Source organism: Enterobacter sp. 2VL (assembly GCF_005503595.1).
Taxonomy (GTDB): domain Bacteria; phylum Pseudomonadota; class Gammaproteobacteria; order Enterobacterales; family Enterobacteriaceae; genus Enterobacter; species Enterobacter cancerogenus.
The window spans coordinates 773,303-791,207 of sequence record NZ_SCNE01000001.1; the positions used below are offsets into that span (position 1 = coordinate 773,303).

The 17,905-nt window shown below is 57.4% G+C and carries 13 protein-coding genes and 1 pseudogene; 6 read left to right on the plus strand and 8 right to left on the minus strand.

Features of this window, described 5'->3' with window-relative positions; all coding sequences use genetic code 11:
• Window positions 1-15 precede the first annotated feature (15 nt).
• Window positions 16-828 carry an ABC transporter ATP-binding protein gene (locus FFS28_RS03595; RefSeq protein WP_137848795.1) on the minus strand — a complete coding sequence of 271 codons (813 nt, stop codon included), beginning with the start codon at window positions 826-828 and terminating at the stop codon, window positions 16-18.
• 184 nt (window positions 829-1,012) lie between these two features.
• Here FFS28_RS03595 and FFS28_RS03600 point away from each other — a divergent pair, with 184 nt between their 5' ends.
• Window positions 1,013-3,316 (plus strand): FdhF/YdeP family oxidoreductase, encoded by a 2,304-nt coding sequence (locus FFS28_RS03600; RefSeq protein WP_137848796.1) that lies wholly within the window; start codon window positions 1,013-1,015, stop codon window positions 3,314-3,316.
• Here FFS28_RS03600 and FFS28_RS03605 read toward each other — a convergent pair.
• The 3 genes and pseudogenes from FFS28_RS03605 to FFS28_RS03615 form a co-directional block, all read right to left on the minus strand.
• Window positions 3,296-4,080 (minus strand): annotated as a pseudogene (locus FFS28_RS03605) (phosphate/phosphite/phosphonate ABC transporter substrate-binding protein). The gene FFS28_RS03600 and the pseudogene FFS28_RS03605 sit on opposite strands and share 21 nt — an antisense overlap.
• Window positions 4,073-5,032 carry a fatty acid desaturase gene (locus FFS28_RS03610; protein WP_137848797.1) on the minus strand — a complete coding sequence of 320 codons (960 nt, stop codon included), beginning with the start codon at window positions 5,030-5,032 and terminating at the stop codon, window positions 4,073-4,075. Before FFS28_RS03610 ends, FFS28_RS03605 begins: the two are co-directional and overlap by 8 nt.
• A 123-nt stretch (window positions 5,033-5,155) precedes the next feature.
• Window positions 5,156-6,349: an MFS transporter gene (locus tag FFS28_RS03615; RefSeq protein ID WP_088208295.1), complete on the minus strand. Its 1,194-nt coding sequence runs from the start codon at window positions 6,347-6,349 to the stop codon at window positions 5,156-5,158.
• 116 nt (window positions 6,350-6,465) lie between these two features.
• Here FFS28_RS03615 and FFS28_RS03620 point away from each other — a divergent pair, with 116 nt between their 5' ends.
• Entirely contained in the window at window positions 6,466-7,422 is a 957-nt protein-coding gene (locus tag FFS28_RS03620; RefSeq protein WP_137848798.1) for an AraC family transcriptional regulator, read from the plus strand.
• 12 nt (window positions 7,423-7,434) lie between these two features.
• Here the strand turns inward: FFS28_RS03620 and FFS28_RS03625 are convergent, their stop codons facing one another.
• Window positions 7,435-8,775, minus strand: a complete 1,341-nt coding sequence (locus tag FFS28_RS03625; protein ID WP_137848799.1) for a carbohydrate porin — start codon at window positions 8,773-8,775, stop codon at window positions 7,435-7,437.
• Window positions 8,776-9,209: 434 nt separating this feature from the next.
• On the opposite strand from FFS28_RS03625, the gene FFS28_RS03630 reads away from it, so the two are divergent.
• A complete protein-coding gene (locus FFS28_RS03630; RefSeq protein WP_137848800.1) occupies window positions 9,210-10,892 on the plus strand; it encodes an alpha,alpha-trehalase in 1,683 nt (560 codons plus the stop codon).
• Window positions 10,893-10,980: 88 nt separating this feature from the next.
• On the opposite strand, the gene FFS28_RS03635 is transcribed toward FFS28_RS03630, so the two are convergent.
• A complete protein-coding gene (locus FFS28_RS03635) occupies window positions 10,981-13,083 on the minus strand; it encodes a TonB-dependent siderophore receptor (protein WP_137848801.1) in 2,103 nt (700 codons plus the stop codon).
• 114 nt (window positions 13,084-13,197) lie between these two features.
• Window positions 13,198-13,452: a GlsB/YeaQ/YmgE family stress response membrane protein gene (locus FFS28_RS03640; protein WP_006175932.1), complete on the minus strand. Its 255-nt coding sequence runs from the start codon at window positions 13,450-13,452 to the stop codon at window positions 13,198-13,200.
• Window positions 13,453-13,658: 206 nt separating this feature from the next.
• Between FFS28_RS03640 and ycgR the strand changes: the two genes are divergently transcribed.
• The gene (gene ycgR, locus FFS28_RS03645; RefSeq protein WP_101737493.1) at window positions 13,659-14,390 is read left to right on the plus strand and encodes a flagellar brake protein YcgR; all 732 of its coding nucleotides are present in this window, start codon (window positions 13,659-13,661) and stop codon (window positions 14,388-14,390) included.
• A 35-nt stretch (window positions 14,391-14,425) separates the two neighbouring features.
• Here ycgR and emtA read toward each other — a convergent pair whose 3' ends face one another.
• Entirely contained in the window at window positions 14,426-15,037 is a 612-nt protein-coding gene (gene emtA, locus FFS28_RS03650; protein WP_042320010.1) for a membrane-bound lytic murein transglycosylase EmtA, read from the minus strand.
• Window positions 15,038-15,145: 108 nt separating this feature from the next.
• Between emtA and ldcA the strand changes: the two genes are divergently transcribed.
• The gene (gene ldcA / locus FFS28_RS03655) at window positions 15,146-16,060 is read left to right on the plus strand and encodes a muramoyltetrapeptide carboxypeptidase (protein ID WP_137848802.1); all 915 of its coding nucleotides are present in this window, start codon (window positions 15,146-15,148) and stop codon (window positions 16,058-16,060) included.
• Between the two features lie 97 nt (window positions 16,061-16,157).
• Entirely contained in the window at window positions 16,158-17,891 is a 1,734-nt protein-coding gene (locus FFS28_RS03660; RefSeq protein WP_101737491.1) for a potassium/proton antiporter, read from the plus strand.
• Window positions 17,892-17,905: the final 14 nt, after the last annotated feature.

A 17,905-nucleotide genomic window follows, 5' to 3' on the forward strand; every position in this document is an offset into this window, starting at 1 on the left:
TTCTCAACACAGGGTTCACGCACAGCGTGGAACGTCAAAAATACGCAGCGATTTCCCGGTATGCGGATGCGCTACGGTAAAGCTGGTTAGCCCAAATATGGGATAGAGATGCTCAGACACCAGCACCTTTTCAGGCACGTCACAGACCACCGACCGCCCCCGGGACAGCAGAAGAATGCGGTCGGCAAAAGACTCCGCCAGGGTCAAATCATGCAGAACCGCCACAACGGTGATGCCCTTGCTTTTCACCAGCGACAGCAGTTCCACCCGCCCTGGAGGATCAAGATGGTTGGTCGGCTCATCCAGCAGCACCAGTTTTGGCGTCTGGGCAAGCACCCGCGCCAGCGCCGCGCGCTGGCGTTCACCGCCCGAAAGCGCAAACAGCGATCGTTCACGCAGCCGCTGCAGCCCGGTTTCGCGGATGGCATCGTCGATGATGGCGTCGTGGATATGTCGCGGGGCATCGCCCGCATGCGGTATACGTCCAAGGGCGACGTAATCCTCAACCGAGAGCCTCAAATCCGGCGCGTCGTGCTGGGAGAGCACGGCAACCTGTTTTGCCCGCTGCTGGCGAGTCAACGCAGTCACGGTGCGCCCCATCAGGCGGATGTCACCTTTCAGGTGCGTCAGCTCGCTTCCAATCGCCCGTAGCAGCGAGGTTTTTCCGCTGCCGTTAGGGCCGATGACGGCCAGGCACTCTCCGGCTCTGGCTTCAAAACAGACGTCTGACAGCAGCGTCGTGCCGCCAGGGCTGGATAACGCCTGGATAGTGACGTCGAGCACGTTATCAACACTGCCTGATGACAGGCGATGCACGGAAACGGACATGGGGTGATCCTTTTACTTCAACGAAAAGCCAGTTTAAAACGCGTCGAGAAATATATGTTATAACATAACAATTAACAACCCTCATGTGCTTGCCTCGCTTCTCGTTAAATGATGTTTTTTTGTTGTCATTAGGTTAATAAACGAGGTGTAGAATTGAATGACATACCGCACCGCAGGAGTCCTGATGAACAACAAATACCGCCCGGTTCCCGGCATTCGCCACTACAACGGTCCTGCCGGCGGCTGGGGCGCGCTGAAAGCGACGGCGATTGCCGTGCGCACGCAAATGGACACCCTGGAGGCGCCTGCCACCCTGCTTCGCACTAACCAGCCCGACGGCTTTGACTGCCCCGGCTGCGCGTGGCCGGATAAAGAGCACAAGTCCACCTTCCAGTTCTGTGAAAACGGCGCTAAAGCCGTCACCTGGGAAGCGACAAACAAACGCGTGACGCCCGAATTCTTTGCCGCCAATACCGTCAGCTCGCTGCTGGCGAAAAGCGATTACGAACTGGAAGGCTACGGTCGTCTGACGCATCCGCTGGTTTACGACCGGGGGAGTGATACGTTCCGCCCCGTAGAGTGGCAGCAGGCCTTTGCGCAGATTGGTGAGAAACTGCGCGCGCTCGATCCAGACGCCGTGGAGTTTTATACCTCCGGGCGCGCGTCGAATGAGGCTGCTTATTTACTTCAGCTTTTTGCCCGTGAACTGGGAACCAATAATTTCCCGGATTGTTCCAACATGTGCCACGAAGCCACCAGCACCGGTCTGCCGCGTTCCATTGGGATTGGCAAAGGCACCGTTTCGCTCGACGATTTTGATAACACCGAACTGGTCATCTCGATGGGCCATAATCCGGGCACCAACCACCCGCGGATGATGGGCACTCTGCACGAACTCTCCCGCCGCGGCGTGCCGATTATTGTGTTTAACCCGCTTCGCGAGCGGGCGCTGGAGCGCTTTGCCGATCCGCAAAGCGTAATCGAGATGGCGACGTACGGTTCAACGGACATTGCATCAACCTACTTCCAGGTGAAAGCCGGAGGCGATGCAGCGGCGCTTAAGGGCATAGCAAAACATCTCCTGCACATTGAAGCAGAGCAAGGCGGCGTGCTCGACCAGGAATTTATCGACGCGCATACCCAGGGTTTTGAGGCATTCGCCGCCGATATTCAGGCGACAAGCTGGGAGGCCATTGAGCTGGAATCAGGCTTAGATCGTCAGGATCTGCTGGGCGTGGCGCAGGCCTACGCCAAATCCAACGCCACCATCATTACCTACGGCATGGGCATTACCCAGCACAACAAAGGCACCGCCAACGTGCGCCTCATTGCCGACCTGCTGCTGATGCGCGGCAATATCGGTAAGCCCGGCGCCGGTATTTGTCCCCTGCGCGGGCACTCCAACGTGCAGGGAAACCGTACCGTGGGCATTACCGAGAAGCCGACGGCCGCGTTTCTTTCACGTCTGGAGGCGGAATTTGGTTTTACGCCCCCCGCGAAACATGGGCACGACGCGGTAATGGCGACGCAGGCGATGATCGCCGGGGAAGCCAAAGCGCTGAGCTGCCTTGGCGGCAATTTTGCCGTGGCCATGCCCGACCATCAGCAGGCCTTTCCCGCCATGCAGAAGCTGGAACTTAGCGTTCACGTTGGCACCAAGCTCAACCGCACGCACCTGCTGGTCGCGAAAGAGACCTGGATCCTGCCGTGCCTCGGGCGCACGGAGCTGGACATGCAGCGCACCGGGCGACAGTCGATCACCGTGGAAGATTCAATGTCGATGGTGCATGCGTCGTCCGGCAAGCTGAAACCCGCCTCGCCGCATCTGCTCTCCGAACCGGCAATTGTGGCAGGCATGGCCAGCGCCACGCTGCCTGACAGTCAGGTCGGGTGGGCGGAGCTGGTGGCTGACTACGACAGAATTCGGGATCTGATCGAACGGACCATCCCCGGCTTTGAACAGTACAACGCCCGTATCCGCATTCCGGGCGGTTTTCGTATGCCGCTGCCGCCCACCGAGCGCGTCTGGCCGACCGCAACCGGCAAGGCGATGTTCTCGGTGTTTGACGGCGTCGACGAGAATGCCAAAGGCGAAGGGGATAACATCCTGCGCCTGATTACGCTTCGCAGCCACGACCAGTACAACACCACCATCTATGCCCTCGACGACCGCTACCGGGGCGTGTTCGGACGCCGCGACGTGTTATTTATGAACGAAGAGGATATGGAAAAGCGGGGCCTTGAGCACGGCGACCGCGTGGATATCACCACCGCACTTCCCGGCAATCAGCAGCGCCTGGAGGATATCACCGTGGTGGCTTATAGCATCGCCAGCGGTTCCGTCGGGGCCTACTACCCGGAGGCCAACGTGCTGGTCCCGCTGGACTATCTCGATAAGGACAGCGGCACGCCGTCCTATAAGTCGGTGCCCATTCGCGTCACGCTGCGCTCAAAGGAGATTCGGCCTTTAACGCAAAATAACGCCTGATGCTGCCGCGTCCTCACGCCAGCCGAGTAGCGCGTGATACGGCTGGCGCGTAACGGCGCTAAAACCCTGGATGAGCGCCCCCGCGCAGAGCGCCCGATAGTGTTCGGCGCTCACCAGCGTATGCAGCGCATCGCGGATAGCGAGTAGCCTGTCGGCTGGGGTGTCGCGCCCCGTGATAAGGGGTAAACCCGGTGTCAACGGGGTGTAGTCGATAATGGACAGCCCCGCCAGCAGCTGCGGTTCATGACGTAGCAACAGCGCCCAGGTTACGCAGTCGATGGCGGCAATATCCCCTGCCCCTTGCTTTAGCCTGATAAGCGACTGGCGGTCGCGTCTGAAAAAAAATGGCCGTTAACCGCAAGAGGGGCCACCCTTTTCATCAGCGCGTTGTAGCCAGACTGCGAGTCCGCAGAGTTATATACCGCCCGGCGATGGCGATAATCCGCAAGCTGGCAGTGTTTATCTTCATCGCGTACCACCAGAAAGCTACGGTAGTGCAGGCCCTCGCAGCCCGGTGCCGCATAGTGAAAACAGCCGACGACCTGCACCTGCGGCAGCGCCGTCATCAGGGGATATCCGCAGGTCTGGCTCAGGAGCAGACCTGGCTGTTGCCAGTGGGCCAGCAGGTCATCAGGCGGCGGTTCTGGCGTGACATCGCCTGCCGCGACGCCGCGTTCCTGTAAAAGCGCAATGACCGCCCGCGTCAGGGCTTCGGTATTGTCCCGATCGATGTCATACATCGGAAACGCGACAGAACTACTCATAACGATCCTCTTTTTGGTTTCCCGGATGGACGGTGACATCCACCGGCGTGTTCCAGAACTGGCGCAACCACTGACCATAGCCCTTGACCACAAACCCCTGATTGCGCTGCTGGTACTCGTCACGACTGTGCGCGTAGATCGCTCTGAGGCCATACCAGGGCACGCCCGGCAAATCGTGATGTACTGAATGGTAGTTGAGATTGAGAAACAACACCCGCCAGAACCCGCCGGCCTCGTTGATCACCGAACGTGCCAGAGGATCGTGCGCCGCGCGATGTTCAAAGAAAGAACGAACCTTCGTCAGGGCCAGCGCCGGATAGCTGACCGCCAGTACGAACCAGACGGGGGAGAAATCGCGCTGCGCCATCCAGGTAAAGAGCACAGCCAGCAGTACGCCGTGCACCAGCCACATCATGATTGAGCGCCAGTGGCGTTGACCAAACGCCCTCGCCGCACCGTTCAGCGTCAGGGTAATATCCAGCAGCGGCCCCAGCAGCAATCTGCCCGTGAAGGTATTGCGTACATGAATGATTTTTTTCTGCCACGGCAAAAGGCGCGCCCAGCTCTCGTCGGTGAAGTAGTAAGACTCCGGATCGTCGACAGGCACGGTCAGGTGATCGTTACGATGGTGAGCAAGGTGGGAATCGCGATACAGGCCGTAGGGAAACCACACCGCCAGCGGCAGCGTGCCGAAAAGCTGGTTGAGCCGGGCAAAGCGCGTGGGATGTCCGTGGATCAGCTCATGCTGGAGCGACATATACCAGGCGGTAAAGCCAATCAGCAGCAGCGTGGCCGGTATCAAACCCAGCGTGCGCCAGAACGACAGCGTCGCAAACCAGCCGCCGTAAATGACGATAATCAGTATCCAGGTCGGCAGCTCGCTTCGCCACAGCCAGCGACTGGCAAGGTGGTCAATATGCTTTCGCTGCTGCGCGTGTAAGTAGTTTCCCATGGCTTCAGACGCTATCCCGACAGTGGCACAGTGCGCTGACAATCCGGGATAGCGCCTGAAATAACAACGAACTTAAATCGCTTTGCTTTGCCAGAATCGCGCGGTGTTTATCGCGCCCCGGCGTCAGGCACGCTTATCTGCCACGTTGACGGCCATCAGTACAATCACCATCGCGCTCACCAGCAGCAGGCCGCTTCCGGCGAAGACGCCGCTGGCCCCGTTGAGATCGAAGATCGCCCCACCGCCCGCGGCACCTGCGCCAATGGCAAACTGAATGGATGCCACCAGCAGCCCCCCGGCGCTTTCGGCTTCGTCAGGCACCGTTGTGGCAAGCCAGGTTGACCAGCCAACCGGCACCAGACCGAAGGCAAAGCCCCACAGCGCAACCAGCAGCCCGTCCAGCATCGCCAGATGTCCAAATGCCACCATCGTGAGCGCCAGCACGCCCATGACGAACGGCACCAGCGCCAGTGTGAGCCGCAGGTTCCGCGCCAGCAGATGCCCGGCAATCGATGTCCCGACAAAATTGGCAAGCCCAAAGCCCAGCAGGATCAGGGAAACGCTCTCAACGCTCGCCTGGCCGACCGTTTCAAGGAACGGGCGCAGGTAGGTGAAGAAGGCAAAATGGCCGCTGAAAATAAGAATGGTCGCCAGCATCCCACCGACCATCCCCGGGCGGCGCAGCACGCGAAACAACGTCGCCAGACTGCCGCTGCTCTCCGGCTTCATTGATGGCAGAACCCAAAGCTGCCACAGCAGCGCCAGCATGCTCGGCAGAATGCAGAGGATAAACACGTTGCGCCAGCCAATCAGGCTGCCGAGATAGCTGCCGAGCGGCGCGGCAACCACCGTCGCCACCGAGACGCTGGAGAAAATCACCGCCAGCGCCTTCGGCACGTGCTCAGCAGGCACCAGCCGCATCGCCGTGGCGGTGGACATTGCCCAGAATCCGCCGATAGCAATGCCCAACAGCAGACGCCCCATCAGCATGACGTTCAGCGTGGGCGCAAAGGCCACCAGCAGGCTGGAGATAATTTGCAGCACCGAGAAGAACATCAGCACCCAACGCCGGTCGATATTTTTGGTGGCCGGGGTAATCAGCAGCCCTGTGACCAGCGCGACAATCGCCGTTGCGGTCACCGCTTGTCCGGCCATCCCCTCCGTTACACTCAGGCTCGCGGCCATGGGTGTCAGCAGGCTGGCCGGCAGGAACTCTGCCGTAATCAAGCCAAACACCCCTAACCCCAGTGACCAGACGGCTCGCCAGGCCGGTTTTGCGGGGGCCTGCGCCTCTCTCGCCGCGACACATGCACTCATCTGTTGTACTCCCGTTATAAAAATGTGACTAATGTCGCAAAAGCATAGAGCGTTCCCCTTGGACGATCTATGACATATAATCCCCACTTATTGATTATGCGTCCGGAGTTGTGCCGATGACCGTTCAGTCACCCGATTTGATCAGCGAGTTGTTGCGCGGTATGCGCCTGTCCGGGGTGAAGTACCGCCGCATTGAGGCCAGCGCGCCGTTTGGCGTGGCGTTTCATCAGGCATCTGGTAAAGCCCAGTTCCATTTCGTCAGCCACGGCAAAGCCCTGTTACGGATGGAAAGCGGCGCGAGCTTTGCGCTGAGCGGCGGCGATGCGCTGTTTATCCCCAACGGCAACGCACATGCCCTTCTCTCGGACGAGCAGGCAACCATTACGCCGGTGAGCGCTTTCCCAAGCGAGCCTATCTGCAATTCGGTGTGCGCCATCACCTGCCAACCCTGTCCGGAAAGTGAGCACACCATCATCTTCAGCGGATGCATGGATTTTGAGCTGGGCGGGATGCAGCCGCTGATCAAAGCGATGCCAGAGGTGATGATGGTGAGCCGGTTGATGTCCACCTGGCCGGAGATCCACCCGCTGCTGGCGGCCATGGAGCGTGAATCCATGACCCGGCAGGTCGGTTTCGCCGGGATCCTCGCGCGCCTTGCCGACGTGGTAGCGGCGCTGATCGTGCGCGGCTGGGTTGAAGCCGGATGCGGAAAGGCCACCGGCTGGGTGCAGGTCTTACGGGATCCGCGTCTGAGCCGGGCGATTTACGCCATGCATCAGCAGCCCGGCGTGAACTGGAGCGTGGCGGAGCTGGCAAAAGAGGCCGGAACGTCCCGCTCGGTATTTGCGGAACGTTTCCTGGCCGCCACGGGAACGACCCCGGCGAAATACCTGAGCGAGCTGAGAATGCGGCTGGCGATTCAGTACATCCGCCACGAACATCAGCCCATTGAAACGGTGGCGCTGCGTCTTGGTTACGGCTCGCTGGCGGCATTTAGCCGGGCATTTAAGCGGATTGTCGGCCATGCGCCGGGCACGCTGCGGGAGAGCAGTCAGGCCCCGGAAGAGGCCTGACCGCAGGCATTATCAGAAGTAGTATTTGAAGCGAACGCGACCGCCGTAGCGCTCATCATTATTGGCGTCGCCCTCTTTCGGACTGGCGTTCACCCATGACGCATAGGCCCCGAGGTAGATATTGAAGTTCTTCATCTTCATCACGTTAGGGATTAGATATGACGCATGGATGGTATGAATGTCATATTCTCCCGGATCGGTGATCCAGCAGTCGTTCTCGCACTCGGCGTCGAAGGTTGAGGTGTTGAATTCGTCGATCTCATTGTGCGCATAGATGTAGCCCAGCTCAACGTTACGCCACAGCCCGTTGATGGCACTGGTGAAATCTGTTTCGTCCGCAGCATCAAGGTAGGCTGTGTTGAGGTTGACCACAACGCCGTTTTCCGCATCCGTTTTGAGCCCATCCCAGGTCATTGTAAAACCGTAACCGGTACGATCGGATTGATCGACCCATTGACCGCTGCTGTCGCGATAGCCATAAGCGTTATTCACCAGATTAGATTCCATGGCTATCGCAGTTGAGAATGGACCGTTCTGCCAGGCGATAACCGGGCGGATGTAGGCCACGTTTTTATCGTTTTCAAGCTCGGCCCCGTGATAACGCTGGTCGACAAACAGATCGCTGCCGTCTTTCAGCAGCGTGTTGAGCTCGAAATACCAGTTATCCTGGGTCTTGCTCAGCATGAAATTACCGCCGCTGTCGGCACGCCCGCGCCCCTCTTTCAGCATGTAGATATAACCGTATCCGTCACTGTAGAGATCGTCTGCGGTGTTGCCTGAATATTCAACGAAGGTATCCTGATTGAGCGGGAACATATCGTAGGCTTCAAAACGCCCGACTTTTATCTCCCAGTCATTTTGATGACCAAAGTAAAACGCGGCGTCATCGAGGTACATTTGCCCCACTAAATCCCCGAGAGGCTGAACGGAAAAGCCCGCGTAATTTCCGTTATCCATTTTCCGGTAGCCGTCAAAGCCGAGTAAAATACGGCCATTAATATCCCAGCGTTCATTATCCCCGGGTGCCCAGTCACTATTCGCGCTACGTCTAATAGAGGTCAGACTGCCGGTTTTACTGGCGGCATCCATATTAAGTTCGACGTCACCGTAAAATTTAATATCGCCGTAGCCAGATAACGTCAGTTTTGGCGGTTCCGCCTTGTTTACGGGTTCTTCGGATTGCACGACAACGCGGTTGGCCTGGGATGCCGCCGCCTGCTGCTGTTGCTTAAGCTCCTGAATTTGCGCTTCCAGCTGCGCCAGTTTGTCTTCAATACTTGCTGTCGGCTGCGCCGCGAACAATGAGCCTGAATAAAGCGCGCCCATGAGGATAACCCGTTTTTTTAATCTCATAGAATCCATCCTGATAATAAAAGTGAATACCCAAAAGGTTGAGCCTTCACATTTCGGACAAATAACCCTGACCACGCTATTATGTTTTTTGGTTTTGTTATTATGATTTTTAGTTTATGTGATCGTCACTGAGCGTTTCCGGCCTTATTAACGGTGAAAAAGCCCGTCAACTCACATTATTATCTGCATTAATGACTATAAGTCTTATTTATATTTCGTACTCTTTTGTATATGAGTAAATAAACCTATATATAATAATTATCTATTCATCAATTAAATATTTGAACGCCCGGGCCGGGCTGAACGGTGCGGTAAATTGTCTGGTTGTGCGAAAAATGGGATATCCAACACGCGAAGCGGGCAATATTCGTCTAAGGTTTTCAAGTGATTGACGGCAGTGGACACGCTGCACAGCGAATACAGGAGATGCACCGATGATAAGACCTCGTACTTTACACCCTGCGCTTTTACCCCTGACATTGGGCGCCGCGCTACTCGGTTTTACCGTGAGCGGCTATGCAGAGGAGCAAACCACAAATGAGAAAAGCTCCCCCGATGTCATGCTTGGCCCCCTTTTTAACGATGTGCAAAGCGCAAAACTGTTCCCCGATCAAAAGACCTTTGCCGATGCGGTGCCAAAAAGCGACCCGCTGATGATCCTGGCGGACTACCGGATGCAACACACCCAGTCCGGGTTCGATCTGCGCCACTTTGTGGAGATGAACTTTACCCTGCCGACGGAAGGTGAAAAGTATGTTCCGCCTGCTGGTCAAAATTTACGTGAGCACATTGATGGCCTGTGGTCGGTGCTGACCCGCACCACCGATAAGGCCAGTCAATGGGATTCCCTTCTCCCGCTGCCAAAGCCCTACGTCGTGCCCGGCGGACGTTTCCGTGAGGTTTACTACTGGGACAGCTATTTCACCATGCTTGGCCTGGCGGAGAGCGGCCACTGGGACAAAATCAGCGACATGGTGGACAATTTCGCTTACGAAATCGACACATGGGGGCATATTCCGAACGGCAACCGCAGCTACTATCTGAGCCGCTCCCAGCCGCCGTTCTTCTCATTGATGGTTGAACTGCTGGCGACCCATGACAGCGACGCGCTGAAGAAATATCGCCCACAGATGGAAAAAGAGTATGCCTACTGGATGGAGGGTGTTGATGCCCTGCAGCCGGGCAGCGCCAACAAGCGGGTGGTAAAACTGGATGACGGGGCGATCCTCAACCGTTACTGGGACGATAACGATACGCCACGCCCGGAATCCTGGCTGGATGACGTGACCACCGCCAAAAACAATCCTGACCGCCCGGCCACCGAGATTTACCGCGATCTGCGTTCTGCCGCCGCCTCAGGCTGGGATTTCAGCTCCCGCTGGATGGACGATCCGAAAAAGCTTGGCACCATCCGCACCACCAGCATTGTGCCGGTTGACCTGAACGCACTGATGTTCAAAATGGAAAAACTGCTGGCCCGGGCAAGCCAGGAGGACGGCGATACCGCCGGCGCCAGCAAATATGACGCCCTGGCTAACGCCCGGCAAAAAGCGATGGAAAGCCACCTCTGGAATGAAAAAGAGGGGTGGTACGCGGATTACGATCTGAAAACCAAAAAGGTCCGTAATCAGCTAACGGCGGCAGCGCTCTTCCCGCTGTATGTTAAAGCCGCAGCACAGGATCGCGCCGACAAGGTTGCAGCAGCGGCCTCATCGCGCCTGCTGAAACCGGGCGGCATCTCCACCACTACCATCAACAGCGGCCAGCAGTGGGACGCGCCGAACGGCTGGGCGCCACTCCAGTGGGTTGCCGTTGAAGGTTTACAGAACTACGGCCAAGATAAGGTGGCGATGGACGTGACCTGGCGCTTCCTGAAAAACGTGCAGCACACCTACGATCGTGAGCAGAAGCTGGTCGAGAAGTATGATGTCTCCTCTACCGGCACGGGCGGCGGCGGCGGGGAATATCCGCTGCAGGACGGCTTTGGCTGGAGCAACGGCGTGACGCTGAAGATGCTGGATCTGGTGTGTCCGAAAGAGAAGCCTTGCGATAGCGTGCCGGAGAATCGCCCTGCGGCAAATGATGAGGGGACGCCGGTGAAGGCGTCCGCACAGTAAGTGAGCATTGCCGGGTGGCGGCTACGCCTGACCCGGCCTACGTTGAATCTGTTGGCCCGGGAAGCGCCCTCACGCCACCGGGCTTTTTTCAGAAGCTGTAGCTTGCCCCTACCTGCCAGGTACGGTCACGGCCAATCCAGCAGTTGGTCGCGTCGTAGCAGGTTAAGGTCTCTTTATTGGTAATGTTTTGCGCGCTGGCTTTCAGGGTTAACCCCGCCAGCGACGGGAACGCTTCACCCATGCGATACGACGCGGCAAGATCGTACTGCGTGGTGCCCCCCAGTTTGCCCGCATCGTTACTCTGGGAGATTTCCATCGGTCCGGTATAGCGTGCCCCGGCCCCCAGCGTCAGCCCTCTCAGCGGCGAACTGTCGAGGGTGTAATCCCCCCACAGATTGAACGCATTCTCCGGAACCTGCGTCGGACGTTTGCCCTGGAATTTATCATCTTCGGTATTGATGGCATGGGTGTAGGCATAGTTGGCAATCAGCGTCAGGTTATCCGTCGGACGGCTGATGGCGGACACCTCCGCCCCCTTCGATTCCATTTCACCGGTCTGGCGATAGTTCAGGAAGCCCGGATCGCTGGTGACGACATTTTTCTGACGGATGTTAAACACCGAGGCAGTAAAGGTGGTGGCATATTCTGCCAGAAGGTATTTCACCCCGCCTTCCACCTGCTTACTGGTGGTCGGCTTAACGTCTTTGGCCAGGAGCGTGCCCTGCGGCGACACCGGCGCAAAGCCTTCCGAATAGCTGACGAACGGCGAGAGACCGTTTTCAAAGGCGTAAAGCGCACCCAGACGTTTGGTGACGCGGTCCTGCGATACCCAGGCCTTGTCGCCGTTTTGCATGTAGTTGGTATTGACCGACCGGTAGTCGTCATAGCGCAGGCTGCCGAGCAGATTTAACCCGCCAAATTCCACCTGGTCCTGCAGGTAATAGCCGTTCTGCTGATAACTCAGGCGGTTTTTCTGCGCGGTATACAGCCCCAGCGCATTCTGATCGATCTGCGCGTAGTCAGGGTTGCGCATGTCGATGCCCGGCGTTGCCGAGGCGTAACGATAGTGGAAATGTGAGTTCAGCTTCTGGTAGTCAAAGCCCGCCAGCAGGTGATGTTTCCACTCGCCAAGGGCAACGGTTTTGGTTACCTGGTTATCGATGTTAAAACTTTGCAGATCTTCGTCCGTGGTATAGGCGAAGCGGTTGAGTTGATAAACTTCGCTGCCGGTGCCCGTGGCGTAGACGCTGCGCTGATGGGTGTCGACGTCAAAGTAGCGGGCTTTCTGGTTGAACCCCCAGCCGCTGTCAAACTCATGTTCGAAACTGTAGCCCAGCATCCACTGGCGCTGTTTGAATCCCGCCCATTCATCACCCGCATAGGCCCGGCGATCGGCGTATTTCGAGCGCAGGAACGACAGCGGCAGCGGGTTAGAAGGTGACAGGCTCGGGGTATTTTGCGCGATCGCATCCAGCGTAAGGCGCGTTTTGCTGTCGGGCTGCCAGGTGACGGAAGGGGCGACCAGATAGTTTTCATAGCGCGTGGTGTGCGGCTGGTCATCGTTTTCCGTGGCTTTGCCCAGCAGACGGTAGTTCCAGTCGCTGTCGGCGATTTGCCCGGTCGAGTCAAGGTAGCCCTCTTTCAGGTTGCGGTTTCCGGTGTTGAAACCCAGCTCGGTTTTCGCCGCTTTCTGCGGTTTTTTGCTCTGGATATTCATCAGCCCGCCCGGCGATCCGCCGCCGTAAAGCACGGATGAGGGGCCTTTGAGAATGTCGACGCTCTCAATCAACAGGGGGTCGATGCGTGCCTTGGTATTCCCGGTCACGTTGTACGGCAGCTGCAGGCCATTATAAAACTCCTGCTCAACCGTAAAGCCGCGGATCTTGTATTCGCTCATGTACGAGGTGTTTCCGCGCACTTCAGTCGACACGCCCGGGGCATAGCGCAGGATTTCGTTTACCGAGTTGGCATGACGCTGCGCGATCTCCTCAGCGGAAAGGGTGTTAATCACCTGCGGCGTTTTGCTTTCGGCGACCGCAGATTTGGTCGCACTGTTGGTCCAGGCCGGAAGGGAACTTCCCTCTTCTGTCCCGGTCACGACTATCGTTGACTCTTCGGCAAATGCCGGTCCCTGCAATGCCAGCGCTACGGCTCCTGCCAACGCACAAAACGCGAAACGTGAGGTGTTCATATTGTGTTCATTATTATAAATGATATTAGGAACGACAATTATTATCATTTCAATTTGCAAATCAAGATAGCCGCAAAAAAAACGGCCCTCCGAAGAGAGCCGTGTTTAGCAGGATTATGCCCGTCTGAGCAATCTGAAGACCACGAGCACGACAATCGCGCCCACGACGGCCACCAGGAAACTGTGCAGGTTGAAACCGCTGATGCTGCCACCGAGGCCAAACATCGTCGCCAGCCAACCGCCCACAACCGCGCCGATGACCCCGAGCACGCAGGTCAGAATAAAGCCGCCACCATCGTTACCCGGCATGAGCAGCTTAGCGATTGCACCGGCAATAAGACCAAAAATAATCCAGGCGATGATACCCATAGCGATACCCTCTTTCAGGTTTAACGCACGCGCAGAAAACCCTCCGCGCAGCTATCCTGATTATAGGTCACCGTCATAAAACCGTTTTCATCTCACCGACTTAAATTGCCCTTGCAGTGAAAAAATCTCATCGGTTTGTATTAAGTTTCACCCCAGGCTGCCGATAACCCACAGACAGTCTGTCACACATCGAGGAGCCATCTGGCGTGAGTAATTACAGTGAGCAGTTCCTGAAACAAAATCCGCTGGCTGTGTTAGGGATATTACGCGACCTGCAAAAAGGAAAGGTACCGCTGCGCATCAGCTGGCCTTCCGGTCAGTTCATCAGCAATATTCTGGACGCGTCGGCAGAACGCCTTGTGGTCGATCTGGGCAGCCAGGAGTACGAGAACCGTGCCGCACTGCGCGCGGAAAACGTCTCGGTGCTGGCTGAAACCCAGGGCGCGAAGGTGGAGTTTGTTTTACCGCGTCTTGAGCTGAGCGAGTATCAGGGCCTGCCCGCGTTTGTCTCTTCGATTCCGGATAACCTCTGGTTTGTGCAGCGCCGGGAATACTTTCGTATCCACGCCCCGCTCCATCCCGCCTATTTTTGCAAAGCCAAAATGCCGGACAAAAAAGAGTTCCGCTTTCGTCTGTTCGATCTGTCGCTGGGCGGCATGGGCGCGTTGATGGATACCCCTGCGCCTGACGGGCTGGTCGAAGGGATGCGTTTCTCGCAGATTGAGCTGGATATGGGCGGCTGGGGCCGTTTCTGGTTTGATGCGCAGTTAATTGCGATCGGCGAGCGGACGGTGGTAGACAGTAAAAACGAAACCGTGAGCACGCCGCGTCTGAGCTTTCGCTTTCTCAACGTTGGCCCGGGGGCGGAACGTGAATTGCAGCGCATTATCTTCTCCCTGGAGCGCGAAGCGCGGGAGCGGGCAAATAAAGTGTTGTAACACGCGTCGGGCAGCAGCGCCGCCCGACACTCGTCTTACATGGCATCCATCGCTTTCTGAACTTTCCAGATATAACGCGGCGCCTGCGGGGCCGGATGGTTTTTCACCACATGTTCAAAGAACTCGTCTTTATCCATGTCGTTGATCTCTTCAATGGCTTCTTTGCGATCGGAGGAGAAGGTTCTGAGCAGCGCGCCCGCGCCGTTAACGTACGACACCACCAGCGCATACTGCATCACTTCCGGATCCTCAATACCTTTCAGTATGCCGTGTTCCAGAATGCTCAGATAAGCTGTCCCCATGGAGATATTACGCTCCGGGTTTTTCAGCTCGCTGGTTGATGGCTGACCGCTCCAGCCCATATAGCGATACACTTCTCGCCCGGCCGTAGAGGCCTTCAGCTGCATCAGCCCAACCGCATTCGATTTACTGACCAGCGTCGGATTCCCGCCGGATTCTACTGCAATAATCGCCGTGACCAGGCGCGGGCTGACGCCCCATGCCTTACCGGCTTGTTCGCTGATCGGCATCCACTGCATCGCCCGTTTCACGGGCACTTCAGGGTTCCAGGGTGGATTTTGATAGTCATGTTTTGAACTACAGCCAGCAAGCAACACAATCAAAAAAGCAAACCATCTCAATTTCACGTCTTCTATCCTTATAGCCGGTCTTCGCGGTTACGCTGCCCCTTGAAGCGGGCAGCGGATAAGCGGCATCATATAGACAATTAGCGTCTCATTCAGCAAGGAATTGCCATGCCACAGTTTCATCTCATTGCCCCTTCCGGCTACTGCATCAACCAGGACGCGGCACAGCGCGGGGTTCAGCGCTTACTGGAATCCGGCTATCGGGTAGAAAATCAGACAATTATCCCCCGTCGGTCGCAGCGTTTCGCCGGCACCGAGGCGCAAAGGCTGAACGATATCAACGGCCTGGTGAACCTGCGTGGCAGCAATAACATCGTGCTGGCGGTGCGCGGCGGTTACGGTGCGAGCCGGTTGCTGGAGAGCATCGACTGGGCGGGGCTGGCCAAACGCCAGCAGCAGGATCCGCTGCTGATTTGCGGCCACAGCGATTTCACGGCGATCCAGCTTGGCCTGCTTGCCCTGCATAACGTCGTCACCTTTAGCGGCCCGATGCTGGCCGGTAATTTTGGCGCGCCGGAACTTGATGCTTACACCCAGGAGCACTTCTGGCGGGCGCTGGAAAACCCCACCTTCAGCGTGGAGTGGCAGGGTAACGGGCCGCACTGGTCGTGCGAGGGTCAGCTGTGGGGCGGCAACCTGGCCATGTTAGTGTCGCTGATTGGCACCCCGTGGCTGCCGCAGATCGAAGATGGCATTCTGGTGCTGGAGGATATTAACGAGCATCCGTTCCGCGTCGAGCGCATGTTATTGCAGCTTTATCATGCCGGAATTCTTGCCCGCCAGTCCGCTATCGTGTTGGGCAGTTTTAGCGGCGCACAGCCCAATGATTACGATGCGGGCTATACGCTTGAAACCATGGTCGACTTTATCCGTTCGCGGCTGGATATTCCGGTGATCACCGGTCTTCCGTTTGGCCACGAACAGCAGACGGTCACCCTGCCGCTGGGGGCGCACGCGCAGTTGATTCATGAAGATTCGGGCAGTCAGTTAACAATGGGTGGCCATCCGGTTATAAAAGCATAAAAAAGCGGTGATACCGCCTTAATTAAACGTTGTCTCTGCCGTTAATATGTTAGGGTTTTAACAGAGACAACAACATTGAGGTGGGAGTAAGAGAACATTGGATGCCACAGCGATAATCAGCCTTTTCATTCTGGGTTCGGTCCTTGTAACCTGCAGTATTTTATTGAGTTCATTTTCATCGCGTCTTGGCATACCTATTCTTGTTATTTTTCTTGCCATCGGCATGCTGGCTGGCATCGATGGCATCGGCGGTATTCCATTCGATAACTACCCTTTCGCCTACATGGTGAGCAACCTGGCCCTGGCGGTGATCCTGCTTGACGGCGGGATGCGTACCCAGGCCAGTTCGTTTCGCGTTGCGTTAGGCCCGGCGCTGTCGCTGGCGACCGTTGGCGTGCTGATCACCTCCGGCTTAACCGGGATGATGGCGGCATGGCTGTTTCACCTGAACATGATGGAAGGGCTGCTGATTGGCGCTATTGTCGGTTCCACCGATGCGGCAGCCGTATTTTCGCTGCTCGGCGGTAAGGGGCTTAACGAACGCGTCGGCTCCACGCTTGAGATTGAATCCGGCAGCAACGACCCGATGGCGGTGTTTCTCACCATCACGCTGATTGAGATGATCCAGCAGCATGAGAGCAGCCTGAGCTGGATGTTTGCCTGGCATATCATTCAGCAGTTCGGTCTTGGGATCATCCTCGGCCTGGCCGGAGGTTATCTCCTGCAGCAGATGATTAATCGCATTTCGCTCCCGGCGGGCCTTTACCCGCTGCTGGCGCTGAGCGGCGGCATTCTGATATTTGCCGTGACGACGGCGCTGGACGGAAGCGGGATCCTCGCCGTGTACCTGTGCGGCTTTTTACTCGGCAACCGCCCCATCCGCAACCGCTATGCCATTTTGCAGAACTTTGACGGTCTGGCGTGGCTGGCGCAAATCGGCATGTTCCTGGTGCTTGGTCTGCTGGTGACGCCGTCGGACCTGCTGCCGATTGCCGTTCCGGCCCTGCTCCTGTCGGCCTGGATGATCTTCTTCGCGCGCCCGCTGTCGGTGTTTGCCGGCCTGCTGCCGTTTCGCGGGTTTAACCTGCGCGAGCGGATCTTTATCAGCTGGGTCGGTCTGCGCGGCGCGGTGCCGATTATCCTCGCCGTGTTCCCGATGATGGCAGGCCTGGATAACGCGCGGCTGTTCTTCAACGTCGCCTTCTTCGTCGTGCTGGTGTCGCTGCTGTTCCAGGGTACCTCGCTGGGATGGGCGGCGAAAAGGGCCAAAGTGGTGGTGCCGCCGGTCGGCTGGCCGGTGTCCCGCGTCGGGCTGGATCTTCATCCGGAAAATCCGTGGGAGCAGTTTGTCTATCAGCTCAGCGCCGACAAATGGTGCGTCGGGGCCTCGCTGCGCGATCTGCATATGCCCTCCGAAACGCGCATTGCTGCCATGTTCCGCGACAACGTCCTGCTCCACCCCACGGGCAGCACGCGCCTGCGTGAGGGCGATATTCTCTGCGTGATTGGTCGCGAGCGCGATCTCCCCGCTCTCGGCAAGCTGTTTAGCCAGTCGCCGCCCGTTGCGCTCGACCAGCGCTTCTTCGGCGATTTTATTCTTGAAGCCAGCGCCCGGTTTGCCGATGTTGCGCTGATTTACGGCCTGGAAGACGGGCTGGAAAATCGCGACAACCAGCAGACGCTCGGGGACATTATCCAGAAACTGCTGGGCGCAGCGCCGGTGGTCGGTGACCAGGTGGAATTCGCCGGCATGATCTGGACGGTGGCAGAGAAAGAGGATAACGCGGTACGCAAGGTCGGCGTCAGGCCGATGGAAGAAGAATCGGAGTAAGGATTTGCCGGGTG